Source organism: Streptomyces sp. NPDC008150 (assembly GCF_042956945.1).
GTDB lineage: Bacteria > Actinomycetota > Actinomycetes > Streptomycetales > Streptomycetaceae > Streptomyces.
This window is the reverse complement of the sequence record NZ_JBIBHJ010000002.1, coordinates 645,981-668,158: the sequence shown is the minus strand read 5'-3', so window position 1 is coordinate 668,158 and position 22,178 is coordinate 645,981. Positions and strand designations below refer to the sequence as shown.

The following is a 22,178-nucleotide window of genomic DNA, read 5'->3' as shown; positions in this document are numbered from 1 at the left end:
GGCGGAGGAAACATGAGCACACAGCCCGGCTTCGACAACTCCTACAAGGCCAGGGGCCTGCCGACCTATCTGGTCCTCGACACCTCGACGTCCATGAAGGGCTTCGAGAAGCTCCTCAACGACACGCTGCTGCACATCTACGACACCCTCTTCACCCGCCCGGAGATCTCGGAGTTCATTCACCTCTCGGTGATCTCGTTCAACACCGCGGCCCACGTGGTCACCCCGATGACCGACATCGAGCAGTTGCAGAACCTGCCGACCGTCACCTGTTCTGGCGCCACCAACTTCCTGCCGATGGCCCAGCTCGTCCGCGACCAGATCGACCACGATGTGGAGACGCTGTCGGCGTCGTCCGTCGCCGTCCTGCGGCCGGTGGTGTTCCTGCTCACCGACGGCGCTCCCACGGACCGGCCGGTCGGTACCTGGATGAACGGCGTGGACCTCTTGCAGGACCCGGGCTGGAAGCGCCACCCGCACATCGTCACCTATGGCTTCGGCAGCGCCAGTGAACAGGTGCTGAGCAAACTGGCCACCGTGGCCGCGTACTTGGCCGAGGGGGACATGGCGAGCACCGGGGAGGCGCTGTCGGCGGCGCTGGCCAGTCTGCTGAACTCGCTGGTCGCGTCCGCGAAGGTGCGGCAGCTTCAAGTGCCGCAGGAGATCTCCGAGTTCAGGACGCTGCCGCTGGACCTGATGGACTGACGCCGCGAGGGGACGGGGGCAGGGAGGGAGACGCCGATGGTTCGACACCGCGGGGCCCGGCGCGTGCGTGCGCCTACGCGTCCGACACCGAGTCGAACGGCACCTGGCCCCGTGCCACCCCCCGCGCGTCCGCGTCCACCGAGCGGCGCAGTGCCTCGTGGAGTTTCGCCGGGGTCAGGACGCCCAGGAACCGGGCCCCGTCCAGCACCGCGACCCAGCCGGCGTCGTGCTGGAGCATCACCCCGAACGCCTGCTTGAGCGGCGCGCCCACCGGAACCCATGCCTTCATGCGGTGCCCCAGGGCGCTCACCGGCCGGTCGCCGCCCGCGGCGAGTTCGTCGATCCCGGCCCAGCCGTGCAGGTCGCCGCCCGGGTCCAGGACGACCGCCCAGCGGGCGCCCTGCGCGCGCAGCCGTCCCGCCGCCTCGCCGGCCGGCTCGTCGGGGCGGACGACGGGCGGCTGTTCCAGGTCGCCCGCCTCGATCGTCGTCACCGACAGCCGCTTCAGCCCGCGGTCGGCGCCCACGAACCCCGCGACGTACGGCGTCGCCGGGTTGCCGAGGACGGCCGCCGGGGTGTCGTACTGCTCGATGCGGCCCTCGCCGTACACCGCCATCCGGTCGCCGAGCCGCACGGCCTCCTCGATGTCGTGCGTGACCAGCAGCACCGTCTTGCGCACGGTGGCCTGCATGCGCAGGAACTCGTCCTGCAACTGCTCGCGCACCACCGGGTCCACCGCGCCGAACGGTTCGTCCATGAGCAGGACGGGCGGATCGGCGGCCAGCGCCCGCGCCACCCCGACGCGCTGGCGCTGGCCGCCCGACAGCTGCTCGGGGTAGCGCGGCCCGTACGTCGACGGGTCCAGGCCCACCATGTCGAGGAGCTCGGCGGCGCGCTCCCGCGCCTTCGCCTTCTTCCAGCCGACCAGGGCAGGCACGGTCGCCGTGTTGTCGAGGACCGTGCGGTGCGGGAAGAGGCCCACCTGCTGGATGACGTACCCGATGCGGCGGCGCAGCCGGACGGGGTCGACGGACGCGATGTCCTCGCCGTCGACCAGGATGCGTCCCGACGTCGGTTCGACGAGCCGGTTGACCATCATCATGGTCGTCGTCTTGCCGCAGCCCGACGGGCCCACCAGGGTGACGAGTTCGCCCTCGGAGACCTCGAAACTCAGGCCGTCCACGGCCGTCGTGCCGTCCGGGTAGCGCTTGGTGACCTCTTCGAACCGGATCATGACCTCACGCTAACCGCGCCGGTCAGTCCCCGCTCACCAGCACCACCTCCAGGGTGCGCGGCCCGTGCACCCCCTCGACGCGGTCCAGTTCGATGTCGCTCGTCGCCGACGGCCCGGAGATCCAGGTCTGCGGGCGCGACGGGACCAGCCGCTCCAGCCCCTGCGGCACCGACGACACCACCTGGTCCGGGACGCGCACCACGCAGACGTGATGGTCGGGCACCAGCGTGGTCCGCCGCCGCCCCTGCCCGGCCGACCCGTCCAGCACGATCGTGCCGGTCTCCGCGACCGCCACCGCGCACCCGGTGACCACGCTGTCCACCCGGTCGAGCTCCGCCGGGGTGGACTCCGCGACGTCCGGCACGCGCGTCGCGTCCGTCGCCGCGAGCCAGGCCGCGTCCAGACCGGACGGCACCAGCACCGACGTGGCGCCGTGCTCCGCCAGCAGCCGGCCCAGCACGCCGGGCAGCTCCGCCGCCGTGCAGCGGTGCACCCGTGCCCGGTAGTCGGCCAGGTTCTCCGCGAGCAGTTCCACCGTCGCGGCCGCGTCGAGACCGCCGTGCTCGCGCAGGTAGCCGCGGTCGACGGCACGCTCGTACGGGGCGTCGTCCGCGGGCACGTCCGCGAGCGCGCGCCGCACCCGGCCCAGGATCCGGTCCCTGCTGTTCACCGCTCGTTCTCCCTCGAAGCCGCGGCCGTCGCGGTGCCCGCGTCGCCCTGTGTGCGCCGCCACCAGTCGCGGAACGGCTCCGCCGGCACCGGCGGCAGGTCCCTGCTCGCACTCCACGCGCGGCCCGGACCGGGCAGGGTGCGCGGATGGAAGCGCCGGGTGCCGGACGCGAGGCGCTGCCCGGCGCGCAGCGCGGCCGGGTAGGTGAACGCCCAGCGTGCCGCCCGCATCGCGGCCCGCTCGGCGGCGTGCCCCTTGGCCGGCCGCAGCACCGCGCGGTTGCCGTCGCGGACCACCGGGCCGCCCTGCGCGACGCGTTCGCGCAGGTGCACCAGCACCTCGGGGATGTCGATGGCGACCGGGCACACCTCGTAGCAGGCACCGCACAGACTCGACGCGTACGGCAGTGACGCGTCGATCTCGCTGGCCGTGCCGCGCAGTTGGGGGCTGAGGATGGCACCGATCGGGCCCGGGTAGACCGAGCCGTACGCGTGGCCGCCCGCCCGTTCGTACACCGGGCACACGTTGAGGCAGGCCGAGCAGCGGATGCAGCGCAGCGCCTGGCGGCCGACCTCGTCGGCGAGGGTGTCGGTGCGGCCGTTGTCGAGCAGCACCAGGTGGAAGTCGCGGGGCCCGTCGCCGTCGGTGGTTCCCGTCCACATCGAGGTGTACGGGTTCATCCGCTCGGCGGTCGACGAGCGCGGCAGCGTCTGGAGGAACACCTCCAGGTCCCGCCAGGTCGGCACGATCTTCTCGATGCCGACGACCGAGATCAGCGTCTCGGGCAGCGTCAGGCACATCCGGCCGTTGCCCTCCGACTCGACCACGACCATCGTGCCGGTCTCCGCGACGACGAAGTTGGCGCCGGAGACGCCGACCTTCGCGCGCAGGAACTTCTCCCGCAGGTGCAGGCGCGCCGCCTCGGCGAGTTCGGCGGGGGTGTCGCTCAGGTTCTCCGGGGCGGGGCGGCCCCACTCGCTCATCTCGGCGGCGAAGATGTCGCGGATCTCGCCCCGGTTGCGGTGGATGGCCGGGACCAGGATGTGCGAGGGGCGGTCCTTGCCGAGCTGCACGATCAGTTCGGCGAGGTCCGTCTCGTAGGCGTGGATGCCCTCGGCCTCCAGCGCCTCGTTGAGGCCGATCTCCTGCGTGGCCATCGACTTGACCTTGACGACCTCGGTCTCGCCGGTCGCGCGCACCAGGTCCGCGACGATCCGGTTGGCCTCGTCGGCGTCCGCCGCCCAGTGGACGGTGCCCCCCGCCGCGGTGACCGCCGCCTCCACCTGGAGCAGGTACGTGTCGAGGTGGCGCAGCGTGTGGTCCTTGATCTGCCGTCCCGCCTCGCGCAGCCGGGCCCAGTCGGACACCTCCGCGACGGCCTTCGCGCGCTTGGCGCGGATGGTGTGGGTCGCGTGCCGCAGGTTCCCGCGCAGGGTCTCGTTGCCGACCGCGTCGTGCGCGGCCTTCGGGAAGCTCGGCATGCCGACGTACGTACCGCTCATGCGCCGCTCTCCTCCTTCGTGCCGGCCAGGATCTCCGCGATGTGCACCGGACGCATGCCGGAGCGCAGCCGGGTCATGGTGCCGCCGATGTGCATGAGGCAGGAGTTGTCCGCCGCGCACAGGGTCTCGGCACCGGTCGACTCGGCGTTGCGCACCTTGTCCGCGCCCATCGCCGCCGACACGTCCGCGTTCTTCACGGCGAACGTGCCGCCGAAGCCGCAGCACTCCTCGGCGCCCGGCAGCTCCCGCAGTTCCAGCCCCTCGACCGCTTCGAGCAGCCGCCGCGGCCGGTCGCCGAGCCCCAGGCTGCGCAGCCCGTGACAGGTGGGGTGGTAGGTGACGGTGTGCGGGTAGTACGCGCCGACGTCGGTGACGCCGAGGACGTCGACCAGGAACTCCGTCAGCTCGTACGTGCGCGGCACCACCGGCGCGAGGGTCGCCGCGAGCGTGCCGCCGCGGCCCTCCGCGCGCGCCCGCTCGCCCATCCGCGGGTACAGCTCGCGCACCATCGCCCCGCAGGAGCCCGACGGCGTCACGATCGCCTCGTAGCCGCCGAACACCTCGGCGAAGTGCTCGGCGAGCGGTTCGGCCTCGTGCCGGTAGCCGGTGTTGTAGTGCGCCTGCCCGCAGCAGGTCTGCCCCACGGGGAAGTCGACGTCCACGCCCAGCCGTGTCAGCAGGCGCACCACGGCCCGCCCGGTGTCCGGATAGAGCGTGTCGTTGACGCAGGTCAGGAACAGGGCGACACGCATCGCGGCTCCTTCGGGTCGGTCGGGGACGGGCGAGCCGCAGCCTAGCGACCCGCCCGCCGGGGACATCGGTTCGCTCACCGCGCGGCGAGCCGGTCGGCGGCGGCCTGCCACGCGGCCGGATCGCCACCCGGTTCGTAGCGCGTCAACTCCTGCGTACGGGCGAGGAGTCCGCGCATCCCGGCGCGGTCGCCGACCAGGCCGCGGGCGCGGGCCTGGACGAGGACGTTGCCCAGGGCCGCCGCCTCGGCGGGGCCGGCCACCACCGGCAGCCCGCAGGCGTCGGCGGTCAGCCGGCACAGCAGCGCGTTGCGGGTGCCGCCGCCGACGACGTGCACGACGTCCACCGGGTGGTCCGCGAGACGCTGGGCGTCGCGGACGGCGCGGCGATGGGCGAGCGCCAGGGAGTCGAGGATGCAGCGGGTGATCTCGGCGGGCGTGCCCGGCACCGGCTGCCCGGTGGCCCGGCACGCCTCCGCGACGCGCTCCGGCATCCGGCCCGGCGCGAGGAACGCGGGGTCCCCGGCGTCCACCACGGACCGCAGCCCCGGCACCTCGGCGGCCTCGCGCAGCAGGGCGTCGAGCGGCGGGTCGCCCCAGGCGCGCACGCACTCCTGGAGCAGCCACAGGCCCATGATGTTGCGCAGGTAGCGGACCGTGCCGTCCAGGCCCAGCTCGTTGGTGAAGTTCGCCGCCCGGCTCTCCTCGGTCAGCACCGGTGCGTCCAGCTCCAGTCCGGCCAGCGACCAGGTGCCGGTGCAGATGTAGGCGAACCGCTCGTTCACGGCGGGCACCGCGGCCACCGCCGACGCGGTGTCGTGCGAGCCGACCGCGGTGACCGGCACGGGGCCGGTCAGCCCCGTCTCCTCCAGCACCTCCGGCAGCAGCGTCCCGGCCGGGTCGCCGGGCCGGCGCAGCGGCGCGAACAGGCTCAGGTCGACACCGAGCCGCTCGGCGAGGCCGTACGACCAGTCACGCGTCGTCGGGTCGATCAACTGCGTGGTGGACGCGTTGGTCAGCTCGGTGCCCTGCTCGCCGGTGAGCCAGTGGGACAGCAGGTCGGGGACGAGCAACAGCCGCCGTGCGTGCGCCCATTGGGCCGATTCGCGGGCCGCCGCGAGCTGGTACAGGGTGTTGAACGGGGCGTACTGGAGGCCGGTCGCCGCGTACAGCTCCGGCGCGGGCACGCTCGCCCACACCTTCTCGGCGACGCCGTCCGTGCGTGTGTCGCGGTAGTGCACGGGGTTGCCCAGCAGCGCGCCGTCCGCGTCGAGCAGCCCGTAGTCCACCGCCCAGCTGTCGATGCCGACCGAGGCGAGCGGCCCGAGGCGGCCCGCCGCGCGCAGTCCGTCCAGGACGCCCGCGTACAGGCCGAGCACGTCCCAGCGCAGCCCCTCGGGCAGCCGGACGGGCCGGTTGGGGAACCGGTGGGCCTCGGTGAGGTCCAGGCGGTCCGGTCCGACGCGGCCGACCATGACACGTCCGCTGGACGCGCCGAGGTCGACCGCGGCGAACGCCGTCGTGTCCGTGCTCATCGCAGGAACGCCGCCGCGACGCCGGCGTCCACCGGAACGTGCAGGCCCGTCGTGTGCGTCAGGTCGCCGCCGGTCAGCGCGAACACGGCGTTGGCGACGTGCTCCGGCAGCACCTCCCGCTTGAGCAGGGTCCGTTGGGCGTAGAACTCGCCGAGCTTCTCCTCCTCGACGCCGTACACCGCGGCGCGCTTGGCGCCCCAGCCGCCGGCGAAGATGCCCGAGCCGCGCACCACGCCGTCCGGGTTCACCCCGTTGACGCGGATGCCGTGCTCGCCCAACTCGGCTGCCAGCAAGCGCACTTGATGGGCCTGGTCGGCCTTGGTGGCGGAGTACGCGATGTTGTTCGGGCCGGCGAACACGGCGTTCTTGGACGCGATGTAGACGATGTCGCCGCCCAGTTCCTGCGCGGTCATCACGCGGGCCGCCTCGCGGGAGACCAGGAACGAGCCGCGCGCCATGATGTTGTGCTGGAGGTCCCAGTCCCGCGCGGTGGTGTCCAGGAGCGGCTTGGAGATGGAGATGCCCGCGTTGTTGACGACCAGGTCGACCCCGCCGAACGCCAGGGCGGCCTCGGCGAACGCCGCCGCGATCTGCTCCTCCGACGTCACGTCCACGGTCACCGCGACCGCCCGGTCGGGGCCGCCCAGTTCCTCCGCGACCGCGGCGGCGCCCTCCGCGTTGAGGTCGGCCACCACGACGCAGGCACCCTCGGCGGCCAGACGGTGCGCGACGGCCCGCCCGATGCCGCTGCCCGCGCCGGTCACCAGCGCGACCCGGGTCGCCAACGGCTTCGGCCGCGGCATCCGGCGCAGCTTGGCCTCCTCCAGCGCCCAGTACTCGATGCGGAACTTCTCCGACTCCTCGATCGGCGCGTACGTGGAGACCGCCTCGGCGCCGCGCATCACGTTGATCGCGTTGACGTAGAACTCGCCGGCCACCCGTGCGGTCTGCCTGTCCTTGCCGAAGCTGAACATGCCCACGCCGGGCACCAGGACGATCGCCGGGTCGGCGCCGCGCATCGCGGGGGAGTCCGCGTCGGCGTGCCGGGCGTAGTAGGCGGCGTACTCCTCGCGGTACTCGGCGTGCAGCTCCTTCAGGCGGGCGACCGCCTCGTCGAGCGGGGCGGTGGGCGGCACGTCGAGGACGAGGGGCCGCACCTTGGTGCGCAGGAAGTGGTCCGGGCACGAGGTGCCCAGCGCCGCGAGCCGCGGGTGCTCGGCGCGGGAGAGGAAGTCGAGGACGACGTCCGTGTCGGTGAAGTGCCCGACCTGCGCGCGGTCCTGGGACGCGGCGGCCCGCACGTACGGCGCGAGGGCGGCGGCCCGCGCCCTGCGCTCGGTCTCCGGCAGCGGTGCGCGGTCGTCGAGCCGGGCGCCGAACGGGTCGGGCCGGCCCTTCTCGGCGAGGAACGCCTCGGCGGTGCGGATGATGTGCAGCGAGTTGCGCTCGCACTCCTCGGAGGTGTCGCCCCACGCGGTGATCCCGTGCCCGCCCAGCACGCACCCGATCGCCCGGGGGTTGGCCCGCTTCACCTCGGCGATGTCCAGGCCGAGCTGGAACCCCGGGCGGCGCCACGGCACCCACACCACGGTCTCGCCGAAGCACTCGGCGGTCAGCTTCTCGCCGTCGGCCGCGCAGGCCAGCGCGATCCCGGAGTCGGGGTGCAGGTGGTCGACGTGCGGGGCGTCCACCAGGCCGTGCATCGCGGTGTCGATGGAGGGGGCGGCGCCGCCCTTGCCGTGCAGGCAGTAGTCGAACGCGGCGACCATCTCGTCCTCGCGGTCGACGCCCGGGTACACCTCGGTCAGTGCGCGCAGCCGGTCCAGGCGCAGCACGGCGAGGCCGTCCTCGGTCAGCGTGCCGAGGTCGCCGCCGGAGCCCTTGACCCACATCAGGTCGACGTCGCCGCCGGTGACGGGGTCGGCCCCGGTGCCCTTGGCGGAGGTGTTGCCGCCCGCGTAGTTGGTGTTGCGCGGATCGGCGCCCAGCCGGTGGGAGCGGGCCAGGAGCGCGTCGGCTTCGGGGTGCGGTGCCATGTGGTCTCAGTCCTTGTCGGGAGCGTCGGTGGTGCGGCGGGTGCGGGGACGGGGCGCGAGCGCGGGGACCGCGGCGGGCGGGCGGCCGCCCGGCCCCTCCTGGCGAACCGGCCCCGGGGAAGGGGGAGTTCCGGCACGGCGTGTCCGGGAGGGGCCGGGCGCCGCGGGGGAGGAGGCGGGCCGGCGGGGGAGCGGAGGGAGGGCCGGGTCAGGCTCCCCAGCCGGCCTGTTCGCCGCCGACCCGCTCGGCCACGATCCGCTCGGCCCAGCCGGAGCGGCGGTAGGCGCCCATCGGGTCCGGGGCGATGCCGAGTTCCTCGCGGACCTCGGCGAGCAGCGGACGTACGTCGGTGTTGTAGGCGTCCATGAGCACGGCGTTGGCCTCCAGGACGTCGCCGTCGCGCTGGGCCGCGGCCAGCGCGTCGCGGTCCACGAGCAGCGCCTTCGCGGTGGCCTCCTGGACGTTCATCACCGAGCGGATGATCGCCGGGATCTTCGCCTCGATGTTGTGGCACTGGTCGAGCATGAAGGCGACGTCCGGGGTGAAGCCACCGCCGCGCACGACCTCGTACATGATCCGGAAGAGCTGGAAGGGGTCGGCGGCACCCGCCATCAGGTCGTCGTCCGCATAGAAGCGGGAGTTGAAGTCGAAGGCGCCGAGCTTCCCCTCGCGCAGCAGGGTCGTGACGATGAACTCGATGTTGGTGCCGGGCGCGTGGTGCCCGGTGTCGACGACGACCTGCGCCTTGGGGCCGAGCTTGAGGCAGTGCGCGTACGCCGTGCCCCAGTCCGGGACGTCGGTGGAGTAGAAGGCGGGCTCGAACAGCTTGTACTCCAGGAGCATGCGCTGGTCGTCGCCGAGCAGCGCGTACACCTCGGCGAGGCCCTCGGCGAGGCGGTCCTGGCGGGCCCGGAGGTCGTCCTGGCCGGGGTAGTTGGTGCCGTCGGCGAACCAGAACTTCACGTCCCGCGAGCCGGTCGCGTCCATGATCTCCACGCACTCGGCGAGGTGGCCGAGCGCCTTGCGGCGCACCGCCGCGTCCGGGTGGCAGATGCTGCCGAGCCGGTAGTCGTCGTCCTGGAAGGTGTTGGAGTTGACCGTGCCCAGCTTCACGCCGCGTTCCTCGGCGTGCTTGGCGAGGGCCGCGTAGTCGTCGACCTTGTCCCAGGGGATGTGCAGCGCGACGGTCGGCGCGACACCCGTGAACCGGTGGACCTGCGCCGCGTCGTCCAGCTTCTCGCGCGGGTCGCGGGGGACCCCGGGCTGGGCGAACACCTTGAAGCGGGTCCCCGAGTTCCCGTACGCCCAGGACGGCGTCTCCACTGCCTGGGTCTTGAGAGCGGCCTTCACCGCGGCAAGGTCGGTCACTTGGGGCTCCTCTGTCGGGTCTGCTCGACGTCGGTGGTGAGGGGATGACGGAATACAACGGGAGAGAACCGGGTCGAATTATGAATCGATTCAGACCGGAAGCTATGAGCCTCCCGAGAGAGTGTCAACCCCTCTCGTCATAACGGTTGTTCGCCGCACGAGCGGCGTCCTGGACGCCCAAAACTTTTTCGTGACGGGGCCATTGACGCGGCGCCGCGGATCCGCCTAACGTCCCGGCAACCGAATTGAAACCTTTCACGGCGCTGTGGGGGTGGCCCCGCCACTGCGTCGGCGAGGAGCTCCCATGACCCACCCGTCCGACACGGGGCCGGCCCCGGCGGCCCCGGTGCTGGCCCTCCAGGACATCTCCAAGTCCTTCGGCGCCGTCCGTGCCCTGAGGGACGTCTCCCTGGAGCTGTTCCCCGGCGAGGTGCACGCACTCGCCGGCGAGAACGGCGCGGGCAAGTCGACCCTCATCAAGACACTCGCCGGGGTCCACCGGCCCGACGCCGGGCAGGTCCTGCTGGACGGTGAGCCCGTCGTCTTCCACGGACCGGGCGACGCCCGGGACGCCGGCATCGCCGTCATCTACCAGGAACCGACGCTCTTCCCCGACCTGTCGATCGCCGAGAACATCTTCATGGGCCGCCAGCCCCGGCGCGCCCTCGGCCGCATCGACCACGGGGCGACCCGTGACGCGACCGCCGCGCTCATGACCCGGCTCGGGGTCGACCTCGACCCCGACCGGCCGGCCCGCGGCCTCTCCATCGCCGACCAGCAGATCGTCGAGATCGCCAAGGCGCTCTCCTTCGACGCGCGCGTCCTGATCATGGACGAGCCCACCGCCGCGCTCACCGGCAGCGAGGTCGCCCGCCTCTTCGGCGTCGTGCGCACCCTGCGCGACCAGGGCGCCGCCGTGCTGTTCATCTCGCACCGCCTGGAGGAGATCTTCCAGATCTGCCGCAAGGTCACCACCCTGCGCGACGGCGCCTGGATCGCCAGCGAACCCGTCGCCGGGATGACCGAGGACGACCTCGTGCGCCGCATGGTCGGCCGCGACCTGGACGAGCTGTACCCGAAGACGGACACCGAACGCGGCGAGGTCGCCCTCAGCGTCCGCCGGCTGACCCGCGAGGGCGTCTTCACCGACGTGTCCTTCGAGGTCCGGCACGGCGAGATCGTCGGCCTCGCCGGACTCGTCGGCGCGGGCCGCACCGAGGTCGCGCGCGCCGTGTTCGGCGTCGACCGGTGGGACGCCGGCGAGGTCGAGGTCGACGGCACCGCGCTCACCAACGGCGCGCCGTCGGTCGCCATGGCCGCCGGTCTCGCGCTCGTGCCCGAGGACCGGCGCGCCCAGGGCCTGGTGATGGGCATGTCCATCGAGCGCAACATCGGCCTCACCGGGCTGCGTTCCACCGCCCGCGGCGGACTGATGAACCGGGGCGCCGAACGCAGCCGCTCCCTGGACTGGGCGGTCCGGCTCCAGGTGAAGTACGCCCGGATCGCCGACAGCGTCTCCACCCTGTCCGGCGGCAACCAGCAGAAGGTCGTCCTCGCCAAGTGGCTCGCCACCGGCCCCCGGGTGCTGATCGTCGACGAGCCCACCCGCGGCATCGACGTCGGCACCAAGGCCGAGGTGCACCGGCTGCTCGGCGAGCTGGCCGCCGACGGGGTCGCCGTCCTGATGATCTCCTCCGACCTGCCCGAGATCCTCGGCATGGCCGACCGCGTGCTCGTCATGCACGAGGGCCGCCTCACCGCCGAGATCCCCCGTAACGAAGCCACCGAGGAAACCGTGATGGCCGCAGCCACCGGGAGGGCCGCCGCATGACGAGCGCGCCGCCCGCCCACCGGGCACGCCCCGGACGACCCGCACCGCACCGGACGCCCCCGCGTCCGGCCGCCCCGACGACCGCGAACCGGAGGCACCGCGCATGACGGTCACCGCCCCCGACCGCGCCCCCGCCGGCGAGGCACCCGAGTCCAGCGGCACCCGGCTGGTCGACCGCGTCTTCAAGATGCGCGAACTCGCCATCCTGCTCGTCTTCCTGGTGATGATCGGCATCACCCAGGCCGGCAACAGCGAGTTCCTGTCCGAACAGGGCATCAAGGACCTGCTGCTGAACGCGACCATCCTGGTCCTCGTCGCCACCGGGCAGTCCCTGGTCGTCATCACCCGCAACGTCGACCTGTCCGTCGGCTCGACGCTCGGCATCTGCGCCTTCGCGGCCGGCACGTTCCTGCAAGGCGGCGGCGACCCGTTCGTCGCGATCGTCCTCGCCGTGCTCCTGGGCATCGGCTGCGGTCTGCTGAACGGCCTGCTCGTCAGCCTCGGACAGGTCCCCGCCCTCGTCGTCACCCTCGGCACCCTCTACGTCATCCGCGGCCTCGACTCGATCTGGGTCGGCTCCCGGCAGATCACCGCGGCCGACCTGCCCGGCGGCTTCGTGGACTTCGGCTCCGGCGGCCTGTCCGCGGTGCCCTACCTCGCGCTCATCGCGCTGGTCGTCCTCGTCGTCACCGCGTACTACCTCAAGCACTTCGGCGGCGGGCGCGAGCTGTACGCGCTCGGCTCCAACCCCGAGGCGGCCCGGCTCGCCGGCATCCCGGTGCGCAAGCGCATCCTCATCGCCTACACCGTCTGCGGCGGACTGGCCGGCCTCGCCGGCGCCATGTACCTGGCGCGGTTCGGCAACGTCGACTCCGGCACCGGCAACGGCTACGAACTCACCGTCGTCAGCGCGGTCGTGGTCGGCGGCGTCGTCTTCACCGGCGGCTCCGGCAGCGTCTACGGCGCGGCCCTCGGCGCGCTGCTGCTGACCTCCGTCAACAGCGTGCTGCCCGCCCTCGGCGTCAGCTCCGTCTGGGTGCTCGCCATCAACGGCGTCCTGCTCATCCTCGCCATCGTGGTCGACCGGATCGTCGCGCTGCGGGTGGCCCTCGCCCTCAAGAAGAGGAACGCCCGCCATGCCTGACTCGTTGACGCGCGCGATCCGCTGGGACACGGTCGTCGGCGCCCTCCTCATCGTCCTGCTGCTGTTCTCCTTCGGCTTCGTCGACGGCTTCGGCAACTCCCTCAACCTGTCGTTCCTGATCGGCAACACCCTGCCGATCGCGCTCATCGCGCTCCCCATGACACTGCTCGTGGTGGCCGGCGAGATCGACCTGTCGGTCGCCTCCACCGCCGGTCTGTCCGGCGCCGTGATGGGCCGCCTGTGGAACGACGGCATGACCATCGAGACGATCATCCCGCTGTGCCTGGTGCTCGGCGTGGTGTGCGGGCTGATCAACGGCCTGCTCGTCACCCGCCTCGGTCTGCCGTCCCTCGCCGTCACCATCGGCACCCTCGCCGCCTACCGGGGCGTCGCGCAGATCGTGCTCGGCTCCGACGCGGTGACCGACTTCCCCACCCAGTACCTGGACTTCGCGGCCGGCCGCTTCGGCGACACCTTCGTGCCCTACGCGCTGGTGCCGTTCCTCGTGCTGCTCGCCATCGCCGTGGTCGTGCTGCACGCCACCCCGTTCGGCCGCTCGCTCTTCGCGGTCGGCGCGAGCGAGGAGGCGGCCCGCTTCGCCGGCATCCGGGTGCGCAGGTCGAAGCTGTGGCTGTTCGTCGCGACGGGCCTCATGTCGGCGCTGACCGGCGTCTTCTGGGCCCTGCACTACGCCAGCGCCCGCTACGACAACGCCACCGGCCTCGAACTGTCCGTCGTCGCCGCGGTGCTGCTCGGCGGCATCGACTTCGACGGCGGCCGGGGCACCCTCGGCGGCGCCGTCGCGGGAGTCTTCCTGCTCGGCGCGCTGACCAACGTGATGAGCCTGCTCAACGTCTCCGCGCAGTCGCAGACCGTCGTCACCGGCGTGCTGCTCGTCGTCTCCGTGCTCGGCCCGCGTGTCGCACGGCAGATCTCCGTCGGGAGGGCGGGCCGCAGAGCCGCACGGACGCCCGTCTCCAAGACGCCCGTCCCGTCCTCGTAATCCGCTCGACCACCCGTAAAGGACCTCCGCCATGCGTACGTCAGTCATCCGCCGCACCTGTGCGACCCTCGCCGCCGCGACCTCCCTCGCCCTCGCCCTCACGGCGTGCGGCGGCACGTCGAAGAACGACGTGAAGGAGGACAGCGGTGCCGCCGCCTCCTCGGCCGGCAAGGCCGACCCGAACGCGGCCACGAAGAAGGGCCTGACCGTCGGGTTCCTGCCCAAGCAGGTCAACAACCCGTACTTCACCTCCGCCGACAAGGGCGGCGAGACGGCCCTGAAGGAACTGGGCTCCAGCTACAAGGAGGTCGGCCCCAGCAGCGCCACGGACACCTCCGGCCAGGTCAGCTACGTCAACACGCTCACCCAGCAGCAGGTGGACGCGATGGCGGTCTCCGCGCAGGACCCGGGCGCGCTGTGCACCGCGCTGAAGCAGGCCATGAAGAACGGCATCAAGGTCGTCACCTACGACTCCGACACCACCGCGAGCTGCCGCAACGCGTTCGTCTCGCAGGCCAGCGCCGAGGACCTGGGCCGCACCGAGGTGCAGCTGCTGGCCAAGCAGATCGACTACAAGGGCGAGATCGCCATCCTCTCCGCCGCGCAGACCGCCACGAACCAGAACACGTGGATCGGTTACATGAAGGAGGAGCTGAAGGACCCGAAGTACAAGGACGTCAAGCTCGTCAAGATCGCGTACGGCAACGACGACGCGCAGCAGTCCTTCCAGCAGACGCAGGGCCTGCTCCAGGAGCACCCGAACCTGAAGGGGATCATCTCCCCGACCACGGTCGGCATCAAGGCGGCGGCGCAGTACCTGTCGGGCTCGAAGTACAAGGGCAAGGTCAAGCTGTCCGGTCTCGGCACGCCGAACGACATGCGCAAGTACGTCAAGAACGGCACCGTCGAGGGCTTCGAGCTGTGGGACCCGGCCAAGCTCGGCGAGCTCGCCGCCCGCACCGCGGTCGCGCTGTCCTCCGGGCAGATCACCGGCAAGGAGGGCGAGACCTTCAAGGCCGGCGACATGGGCTCCTTCACCATCGGCAAGGACGGCGTCATCAACCTCGGCAAGCCCACCGTCTTCGACGCCAAGAACATCGACCAGTTCGACTTCTGATCCCCGCGTCCCCGGGAAGGGCGGTACGTCATGCGGCGCGTCTGCTTTCTGCTCAAGGTCCGTGCGGACCGTGCGGCCGAGTACCGCGAGCTGCACGCCGAGGTGTGGCAGGAGATGCGTGAGGCGCTGTCGGCCACCGGCTGGCACAACTACTCGCTCTTCCTGCGGGACGACGGCCTGCTCGTGGGCTACCTGGAGACCGAGGACTTCGCGGCGGCGCGGGCCGCCATGGAGAGAACCGGCGTCAACGCCCGCTGGCAGGAACGGATGGCGCCGTTCTTCGAGTCCCTGGACGGCGCGAGACCCGACGAGGCGATGACACCTCTCACCGAGGTGTTCCACCTCGACTGACCCGCCCCGCCGGTGCCGAACAGCCGGGCGCCGCCGTGCCGTTCACCGGTACGGCGGCCCCGGACCCCCTCGGCCGGCGGCCGTGCACCGTAAGGGTGACCGGGCCTTCGGACACCGTGTGTGACGGTACTGTGATGGCCCGCCCGCCGCTCCCTCGTACTTCTCTGGAGGTCCCTCCCCGATGGCCCAGTCGGTGGGTATCAAGGACGTCGCCCGCGCCGCCGGAGTCTCGGTGGGCACCGTTTCCAACGTCATCAACCGGCCGGACACCGTGGCCGGCGAGACCAGGGCCCGCGTGCTGTCCGCGATCGACCGGCTCGGCTACGTCCGCAGCGAGTCCGCGCGTCAACTGCGCGCCGGCCGCAGCCGCATCATGGGACTGCTCGTCCTCGACATGGGCAACCCCTTCTTCGTCGACGTGGCCCGCGGCGCCGAACGCGCCGCCCGCGACGCCGGCCTCGGCGTCATGGTCTGCAACAGCGCGCAGAGCCCCAGCGAGGAGGCCGAGTACCTCTCCCTCTTCGCCGAGCAGCGGGTGCGCGGCGTGCTCCTCACCCCCGCCGACGCCACCGGCCGCAGCGTCGGCCACTTCCGGCGGCACGGCATCCCGTTCGTGCTGGTCGACCGGGTCGCCCAGGGCACCACCGAGTGCTCGGTCTCCGTCGACGACGTCGCGGGCGGCGCGCTCGCCGTGCGGCACCTCGTCGACGCCGGGCACCGCTCGCTCGCCTTCGTCAGCGGCCCGCCCGGCCTCACCCAGGTCCACGACCGGCGCACCGGCGCCCTCAACGCCCTCGCCGAGGCGGGCCTCGGCCCCGACGCCCTGCGCGAACTGCCCACCGAACGGCTCGACGTGGCCGCCGGACGGGACGCCGGCGCCCGCCTCCTGGGCCTCGCGGACCGCCCCACCGCCGTGTTCTGCGCCAACGACCTGCTCGCCCTCGGTGTCCTCCAGGCCATGTACGCGGCGGGCGTCGGCGTCCCCGACGACCTCGCCATCGTCGGCTACGACGACATCGAGTTCGCCGCCGCCGCCGCCGTGCCGCTCACCTCGGTGCGCCAGCCCGCGGTCACCATGGGCGCGCTCGCCGCCCAGCTCCTCCTGGAGGAGACCGAGGCGGAGAGCGCCGCCGAACCCCACGAGCACCGCCGGGTGGTGCTCCAGCCGGAACTCGTCGTCCGGCGCTCCAGCCTGCCGGGACGGTGACCCGGGCGGGGCGGCCCCGGACCGGGGTCGCCCCGCCCGGCGGCACGATTCCATGATCCCGGGGTCGGCGGCCGGACGGACATGTGCTGAACTGGTACGCGGCCGCAAATTCGTCCGTCCCGGGAGCCCCGTTGTCCCTCAGCTACCGCCAGCCCGGCGTCGTCCTCACCGACCGCCGCTTCACCGTCCCCCTCGACCACGACAACCCGTCGGGGGAGACCATCGGGCTCTACGCCCGCGAGGTCGTCGCGAGCCGCCGGGCGCACGAGGACCTGCCGTGGCTGGTGTACCTCCAGGGCGGCCCCGGCTTCGGCGCGAACCGTTTCGTCGGGAAGCCGGCCTGGCTCGGCCGTGCCCTGGAGGACTACCGCGTCCTGCTGCTCGACCAGCGCGGCACCGGCCACTCGACGCCCGCCAACCGCCAGACCCTCCCGCTGCGCGGCGGCCCGGCCGAACAGGCCGACTACCTCACGCACTTCCGCGGCGACTCCATCGTGCGCGACTGCGAGGCCGTCCGCCGCGAGGTCACCGGCGGCGCCCCCTGGACCGTGCTGGGCCAGAGCTTCGGCGGCTTCTGCACGGTCTCCTACCTCTCCCTGGCGCCCGAGGGGCTGAGCGCCGCCCTGATCACCGGCGGCCTGCCCACCCTGGACGGCCACGCCGACGACGTCTACCGCGCGGCCTACCCCCGCATCGAGCGCAAGGTCGCCCGGCACTACGACCGCTACCCGCAGGACGTCGCCCGCGCCCGCCGCATCGCCGAACACCTCCTCGAACACGACGTGGTCCTCCCGAACGGCTTCCGGCTGACCGTCGAGGGCTTCCAGTCGCTGGGCATCATGCTCGGCGGCAGCGAGGGCAGCCACCGGCTGCACTTCCTCCTGGAGGACGCCTTCGTGCGCACCCCCGGCGGCACCGAACTCTCCGACGCGTTCCAGGAGGAGGTCCAGGCGCTCCTGTCGTACGCCTCGCACCCCCTGTACGCGCTGGTCCACGAGGCGATCTACGGCCAGGACGACCGGCCCACCGCCTGGTCCGCCGAGCGGGTGCGCGGCGAGTTCCCGCAGTTCGACGCGGCCAAGACCCTCGCGGGCGACGGTCCGATCCAGTTCACGGGGGAGTCCGTGCACCCCTGGATGTTCGACTGCGACCCGGCGCTGCGCCCGCTGCGCGAGACCGCCGAGCTGCTCGCCGCGCGCACCGATTGGCGTCCGCTGTACGACCCGGCCCGCCTCGCCGCCAACGAGGTGCCCGCCGCGGCCGCCGTCTACCACGACGACATGTACGTCGACACCACGCACGCCCTCGCCACGGCCCGCTCGATCAAGGGCCTGCGCACCTGGGTCACCGACGAGTTCGAGCACGACGGCGTCCGCGCCGGCGGCCCCCGGGTGCTGGACCGGCTGCTCGCCCTCGCGCACGACGAGGCGTGAGACCGCGCGCGGGGGCGTTCCGGCAGGAGTTCCGCCCCCGCCGCCGTCCGTCCCGGGGGAGTGCCCCCGGACTCCCCGCCGGTCCCAACGGCCCCGCTCTCAGCGGCCGGACGGGCCGGTCGCGGCGGCGGGGCGACGGGTGAGGCCCAGGCGCAGACCGTCCGGCATCAGGGTCAGCCGCTCGGTCACCCGCAGCCGGTAGGCCGGGTCGGGGGTCAACTCGTAGCGGCGCAGCAGGAGTCCGAGCACCAGGGTCGCCTCGTGCAGCGCGAACTGGCGGCCGATGCAGGCGCGCGCCCCCGTCCCGAACGGCTTGAAGACGTGCGGGGGCCTGGCGCGCACGGCCGCGGCGTCGAAGCGGTCGGGGTCGAACTCCTCGGCGTCCGGGCCCCATACGTCCGGGTCGCGGTGCAGCATCGGCGTCAGCACCAGCGCCCACGCGCCGGTCCGCACCGGGTGCTCGCCGGCCAGCACGGTGTCGCCGAGCGCCTCGCGGGCGTAGGCGGGGGCGGTCGGCCACAGCCGCAGCGTCTCGTCCAACACCCGTCGCACGTAACGGAGTTTGGCCACCTGTTCGTAGCCGGGCTCGGCGGTGTCGCCCCACACCCGGTCCACCTCGGCGCGGGCGCGCGCGGCGACCTCCGGGTGGCGGGCCAGGTAGTGCAGCGCGAACGACAGCGCGCCGGAGGTGGTCTCGTGGCCGGCCACCAGGAAGGTGATGACCTGCCGCCGGACGTTCTCCGCCGACAGCCGTTCGCCCGTCCGCGGGTGCGTGGTGCGCAGCATCCGGTCCAGCAGGTCGCCGCCCTCGGCGCCCGGCCCGTCGTGCGCGGCCTCCCGCCGCGCCCGTACGAGGCCGTCGACCGTGCGGTTGAGGTACGTGATGTCGGCCGCGTTGCGCCGGGTCGCCGAGCGCAGCAGCAGGCCGGCCAGCGGCGCGGGCACGGAGTTGAGGCGCTGCGCGTAACCGAGGGTCCCGACCATCGCGGTGACGAAGGGGTGCGGCCGGTCCCGTTCGAAGGAGCCGAAGTCGTGCCCGAAGCCGGTGCCGGCGATGGTCTCCAGCGTCAGCCTGGTCATGTCGCCGGGGACGTCCACCGTGCGGCCCGCGCCGAGCGCGCGGTCCCAGTGCGCGGTGAGCCGCGCGGTGACCGCGAGCATCGTGCGGTGGTAGCCGGCCATGGCGTCCCGGCTGAAGCCCGGGGCCAGCACGTCGTGCGCCAACTGCCAGTTGGGCTCGTGGTTGTACGCGGTGAACAGCCCGTCCCCGGCCACCGGGCGCAGGTTGGCGACGCCGAGGCCGACGTGCTTGGCGAACCGTGTCTCGTCCGCCAGGTCCGCGACGTACGGCGCGCCCCACACGAACACGAACTCCTTGCCGAAGGCGCGGCGCCGGAAGACCGGCCCGAGCCGGCGCGCGATGCGCACCGAATCCTGGAGCGGCGTACGCCTGTTGGCGCCGACGACGTCGCCGAGGAACGGAACCCGGTGCGGCGGGTGGGGAATCCGGTGCAGCTCGGGCCAGCCCAGCTCGGCGGTGCGGAAACCCTTCGGCTGCGCCGCCGGTGCGGCGGCGGTCGTCGTCCCGGCCATGACGCGAACTCCCTTGACGCGGCGGCAAGTCGAGCGTGTTGTACGTCGGTTCAATAGCGCGTTCCAGTCTGGTCCCGTCGTTGAACCGGCGTCAAGTAAGGTGCGGGCATGGCCGGGAACGAGGGCGAGCGCGTCCGCCGCAGGCTCGGCACCGCGGAGCGTCGGGAGCAACTCCTGCTCGTCGGGGCGCGGTTGTTCTCGGAGAGCCCGTACGACGACGTCCGTATCGAGCGGGTCGCCGGTATCGCCGGGGTCTCGCGGGGGTTGCTCTACCACTATTTCCCCACCAAGCGGGACTTCTTCGCGGCGGTCGTCGAGCGGGAGAGTGACCGCATGCTGCGCATGACGGCCGCCGTGCCGGGGGTGCCCGTGCGTGAGCAGCTGACCGCCGGGCTCGACGCGTACCTGGAGTACGTGGCCGCCCACGCCCACGGCTACCGGGCGTTCCACCGCGCCGACGCGGCCGGTGACGAGACGGTGCGGCGGGTCTACCGCCAGGCGCTCGCGGCGCAGGAGCGGCAGATCCTGGCGGCGCTGGCCGCCGATCCCGAGTTCGGCACGGACGCGGCGCTCGCTCCCGGGGTGACGCTCGCCGTGCGCGGCTGGCTGGCGTTCACCACCGCGGTCTGCCTGGAGTGGCTGCGCGGTCCGGACCTGACCCGGCAGCAGGTGCGCGACCTGTGCGCCCGCGCGCTGCTCGGCGTCCTCGCGGCCTGAACCGGCCGGACCGGACGCACCGGCCCGGCGGGCTCAACCCGCTTCCGCCGCACGGTTCTCCGTGACACGCCGCGCCCGGTACGGGGGCGAGGTTGGCGTACACCCCGATCTTGGGTACGTTAGGCAAGGCTTACCTAATTACGGAGGTTGGGATGGCACACAGCCACACGTGGACCGCCGCACCGACCGCGGCCCAACGGGCGCGTTCGGTGCTCGCCGCCGCCTGGTCCTGCGCGGTGACCGCCGACGGCGGCCGCGAGGACCTCGTCGGCGCGCACGCGGTGTCCGACGACGGCCGGGTGCTCCTGCACGTGCCCGACGACAGCGCCCTCCTCGCGGCGGCGGTCCTCGCACCGCGCGGCGAGCCCTCCGCCGTACTGGAGTTCGCGGACGTCGCGCCGGTACCGGTGCGCAACCGGGTCCGCGCCCGGCTGTGGATCGCCGGCTGGTTCGCCCCCGACGGGCCGCACCTGGTCCTCCGGCCGACGCGCGTCATGCTGCGCCGCCCCTCGGGCGCCGTCGTCGTCGGCCTGGAGGACTTCGCGTCCTCCCAACCCGACCCGCTGGCCACGGCCGAGGCGCAGTTGCTCACCCACCTCGCCGACGCGCACGGCGACGCGGTCGAGCGCCTGACCCGGCTCGTCGAGCCCGAGAGCCTGCACGGCGCGGTACGGGTGCGGCCCCTCGCCGTCGACCGGCACGGCCTGACCCTGCGCATCGAGCGCGCCCGCACCCACGGCGACGTGCGCCTGCCGTTCCACACGCCCGCCGACACCGTCGGCGACCTCACCGAGCGCATGCACGTCCTGCTCACCCGGGCCAGCGCCCCGGCGTGCCCGCGGACCCTTCAGCGCAGGCACGCCGAGGGGGAGTAGACGACCCGGGTCCCCGCCGTGCCGGACGGCGCCTACCAGTCGCCGTCCGTCACCGCGCTGCCCGGCGCGTCCCCCAGCGGCTTCGTCTGGTGGGCCGACGGGTCCTGCCAGGCCGCCTGGTCGTCGCCGAGCCAGTCCCCGACCGGCTTGACCCCTTCCAGGGGCGCCGCCGCGTCGAGGTCGTCCGCGTCCTGGTCGTAGTAGTCGAACCACGGCAGCCCCGCCGCCGTGTACGCGGCCCGGTCCACGGGCGAGGGCGGAGGCGCCTCCCCGGTGATCCGCCGCCACTCGGGCGGGGTCAGCAGATGCACGAACACCCGGCCCGCCGGCTCGTCCGCCCAGTCCGCGAGCGGGCGTTCGTCGCGGTAGACCTCCTGGCGCATCGTGCCGCCCACCCCGAGCCCCATCGCCGCCGGAGCCCCCGAACGGGCGGCCGGCGAGGGCGGCGGGGCACCCGGAGCCGGGGGCGCCGCGCCGTAGGAGGCCATCGGGAACGGGACACCGCCCGCCGCCGCACCAGGTGCCGAGGCGCCGCGCGCCCGCTCCCGGGCGCGCAGCCGGCGCTGTGCCTCGCGCCAGCGCTCCAACGGCCCGGGAGCCAGCGGGCGGGACTGCAACTGCACGCCGCCCCAGACCTCCTCGCCGGTCACCTGCCCCTCCACGGTCGCGCCGAGACCGAGCGGCACCGCCACGAACTGACGCACCGTGCCGCGCCCGGAGTTGATGCCGTCCAGCCACGGCTGCCGCGGCAGGACCACGTAGTTCTGCGGGTCCCGCGCCAGCCGGTCGCTCCACGGCTCGCCCGACACCGCGCACACCTTGCCCACCCCGACCTGGAGCGCGGCGGGCTCCGCCGACCCGGCGAAGCTCAGCCACATCGCCTCGCGCAGGTACACCGGCAGCATCACCCCTCCCCGCGCCAGCCACTGCTCGGGCACGGTGTCCGGGTGGTCGGAGACCCGGCGCAGCGGGAAGTTGCCCAGGCCGGGCGGCAGCGGATGCGTGCCCGTCTCGGGCAGCCGCAGGGTGCGCACGAACCGCACCGACACCCCACCCGGCAGCCGCAGGGCGTCGCCGTCGATCCGTACGGTGCTCGCCATCTGTTCC

General features: G+C 73.2%; 19 protein-coding genes. 10 read left to right on the top strand and 9 right to left on the bottom strand.

The genetic code is table 11. From position 1 onward, the window contains the following. Positions 1-12: 12 nt before the first annotated feature. Positions 13-705 (top strand): hypothetical protein, encoded by a 693-nt coding sequence (locus tag ACFZA0_RS08920; protein WP_391013384.1) that lies wholly within the window; start codon positions 13-15, stop codon positions 703-705. A 73-nt stretch (positions 706-778) separates the two neighbouring features. Here the strand turns inward: ACFZA0_RS08920 and ACFZA0_RS08915 are convergent, their stop codons facing one another. The 7 genes from ACFZA0_RS08915 to rhaI form a co-directional block, all read right to left on the bottom strand. Continuing rightward, on the bottom strand, positions 779-1,939 hold the full coding sequence (locus ACFZA0_RS08915) for a betaine/proline/choline family ABC transporter ATP-binding protein (protein WP_391013382.1): 1,161 nt from the start codon (positions 1,937-1,939) through the stop codon (positions 779-781). A 22-nt stretch (positions 1,940-1,961) separates the two neighbouring features. Then, a complete protein-coding gene (locus ACFZA0_RS08910; protein ID WP_391013381.1) occupies positions 1,962-2,609 on the bottom strand; it encodes an LUD domain-containing protein in 648 nt (215 codons plus the stop codon). Then, a complete protein-coding gene (locus ACFZA0_RS08905) occupies positions 2,606-4,111 on the bottom strand; it encodes an LUD domain-containing protein (protein ID WP_391013379.1) in 1,506 nt (501 codons plus the stop codon). The genes ACFZA0_RS08910 and ACFZA0_RS08905 overlap by 4 nt, the downstream gene beginning before the upstream one ends. Next, entirely contained in the window at positions 4,108-4,863 is a 756-nt protein-coding gene (locus tag ACFZA0_RS08900; protein WP_391013377.1) for a heterodisulfide reductase-related iron-sulfur binding cluster, read from the bottom strand. The genes ACFZA0_RS08905 and ACFZA0_RS08900 overlap by 4 nt, the downstream gene beginning before the upstream one ends. 74 nt (positions 4,864-4,937) lie before the next feature. Further along, entirely contained in the window at positions 4,938-6,395 is a 1,458-nt protein-coding gene (locus ACFZA0_RS08895) for an FGGY-family carbohydrate kinase (RefSeq protein ID WP_391013375.1), read from the bottom strand. Beyond that, complete coding sequence (locus ACFZA0_RS08890) at positions 6,392-8,431, bottom strand: bifunctional aldolase/short-chain dehydrogenase (RefSeq protein WP_391013373.1); 2,040 nt, start codon at positions 8,429-8,431, stop codon at positions 6,392-6,394. The genes ACFZA0_RS08895 and ACFZA0_RS08890 overlap by 4 nt, the downstream gene beginning before the upstream one ends. 208 nt (positions 8,432-8,639) lie before the next feature. Beyond that, the gene (gene rhaI, locus ACFZA0_RS08885; RefSeq protein ID WP_391013371.1) at positions 8,640-9,800 is read right to left on the bottom strand and encodes an L-rhamnose isomerase; all 1,161 of its coding nucleotides are present in this window, start codon (positions 9,798-9,800) and stop codon (positions 8,640-8,642) included. Between the two features lie 304 nt (positions 9,801-10,104). Here rhaI and ACFZA0_RS08880 point away from each other — a divergent pair, with 304 nt between their 5' ends. From ACFZA0_RS08880 to ACFZA0_RS08850, 7 genes are all read left to right on the top strand, one after another. After that, positions 10,105-11,631, top strand: a complete 1,527-nt coding sequence (locus ACFZA0_RS08880) for an ATP-binding cassette domain-containing protein (RefSeq protein ID WP_391013369.1) — start codon at positions 10,105-10,107, stop codon at positions 11,629-11,631. A 103-nt stretch (positions 11,632-11,734) separates the two neighbouring features. Next, complete coding sequence (locus tag ACFZA0_RS08875) at positions 11,735-12,775, top strand: ABC transporter permease (protein WP_391013367.1); 1,041 nt, start codon at positions 11,735-11,737, stop codon at positions 12,773-12,775. Further along, entirely contained in the window at positions 12,768-13,778 is a 1,011-nt protein-coding gene (locus ACFZA0_RS08870; RefSeq protein WP_391013365.1) for an ABC transporter permease, read from the top strand. The genes ACFZA0_RS08875 and ACFZA0_RS08870 overlap by 8 nt, the downstream gene beginning before the upstream one ends. Before the next feature lie 31 nt (positions 13,779-13,809). Next, on the top strand, positions 13,810-14,895 hold the full coding sequence (rhaS, locus tag ACFZA0_RS08865) for a rhamnose ABC transporter substrate-binding protein (protein ID WP_391013363.1): 1,086 nt from the start codon (positions 13,810-13,812) through the stop codon (positions 14,893-14,895). A gap of 30 nt (positions 14,896-14,925) precedes the next feature. Beyond that, positions 14,926-15,246, top strand: coding sequence for an L-rhamnose mutarotase (locus ACFZA0_RS08860; protein WP_391013361.1), 321 nt, complete (start codon positions 14,926-14,928; stop codon positions 15,244-15,246). 181 nt (positions 15,247-15,427) lie between these two features. Next, entirely contained in the window at positions 15,428-16,453 is a 1,026-nt protein-coding gene (locus ACFZA0_RS08855; protein WP_391013359.1) for a substrate-binding domain-containing protein, read from the top strand. 131 nt (positions 16,454-16,584) lie between these two features. Continuing rightward, the gene (locus tag ACFZA0_RS08850; protein WP_391013358.1) at positions 16,585-17,886 is read left to right on the top strand and encodes an alpha/beta fold hydrolase; all 1,302 of its coding nucleotides are present in this window, start codon (positions 16,585-16,587) and stop codon (positions 17,884-17,886) included. Positions 17,887-17,985: 99 nt separating this feature from the next. Here the strand turns inward: ACFZA0_RS08850 and ACFZA0_RS08845 are convergent, their stop codons facing one another. Next, positions 17,986-19,479 (bottom strand): cytochrome P450, encoded by a 1,494-nt coding sequence (locus tag ACFZA0_RS08845; protein ID WP_391013356.1) that lies wholly within the window; start codon positions 19,477-19,479, stop codon positions 17,986-17,988. 108 nt (positions 19,480-19,587) lie between these two features. Between ACFZA0_RS08845 and ACFZA0_RS08840 the strand changes: the two genes are divergently transcribed. Both ACFZA0_RS08840 and ACFZA0_RS08835 read left to right on the top strand, forming a co-directional pair. Then, positions 19,588-20,196: a TetR family transcriptional regulator gene (locus tag ACFZA0_RS08840; RefSeq protein ID WP_391013354.1), complete on the top strand. Its 609-nt coding sequence runs from the start codon at positions 19,588-19,590 to the stop codon at positions 20,194-20,196. Positions 20,197-20,348: 152 nt separating this feature from the next. Further along, positions 20,349-21,071 (top strand): DUF2470 domain-containing protein, encoded by a 723-nt coding sequence (locus tag ACFZA0_RS08835; RefSeq protein ID WP_391013352.1) that lies wholly within the window; start codon positions 20,349-20,351, stop codon positions 21,069-21,071. 32 nt (positions 21,072-21,103) lie between these two features. Here ACFZA0_RS08835 and ACFZA0_RS08830 read toward each other — a convergent pair whose 3' ends face one another. Continuing rightward, a complete protein-coding gene (locus tag ACFZA0_RS08830; RefSeq protein ID WP_391013351.1) occupies positions 21,104-22,171 on the bottom strand; it encodes a hypothetical protein in 1,068 nt (355 codons plus the stop codon). Positions 22,172-22,178: the final 7 nt, after the last annotated feature.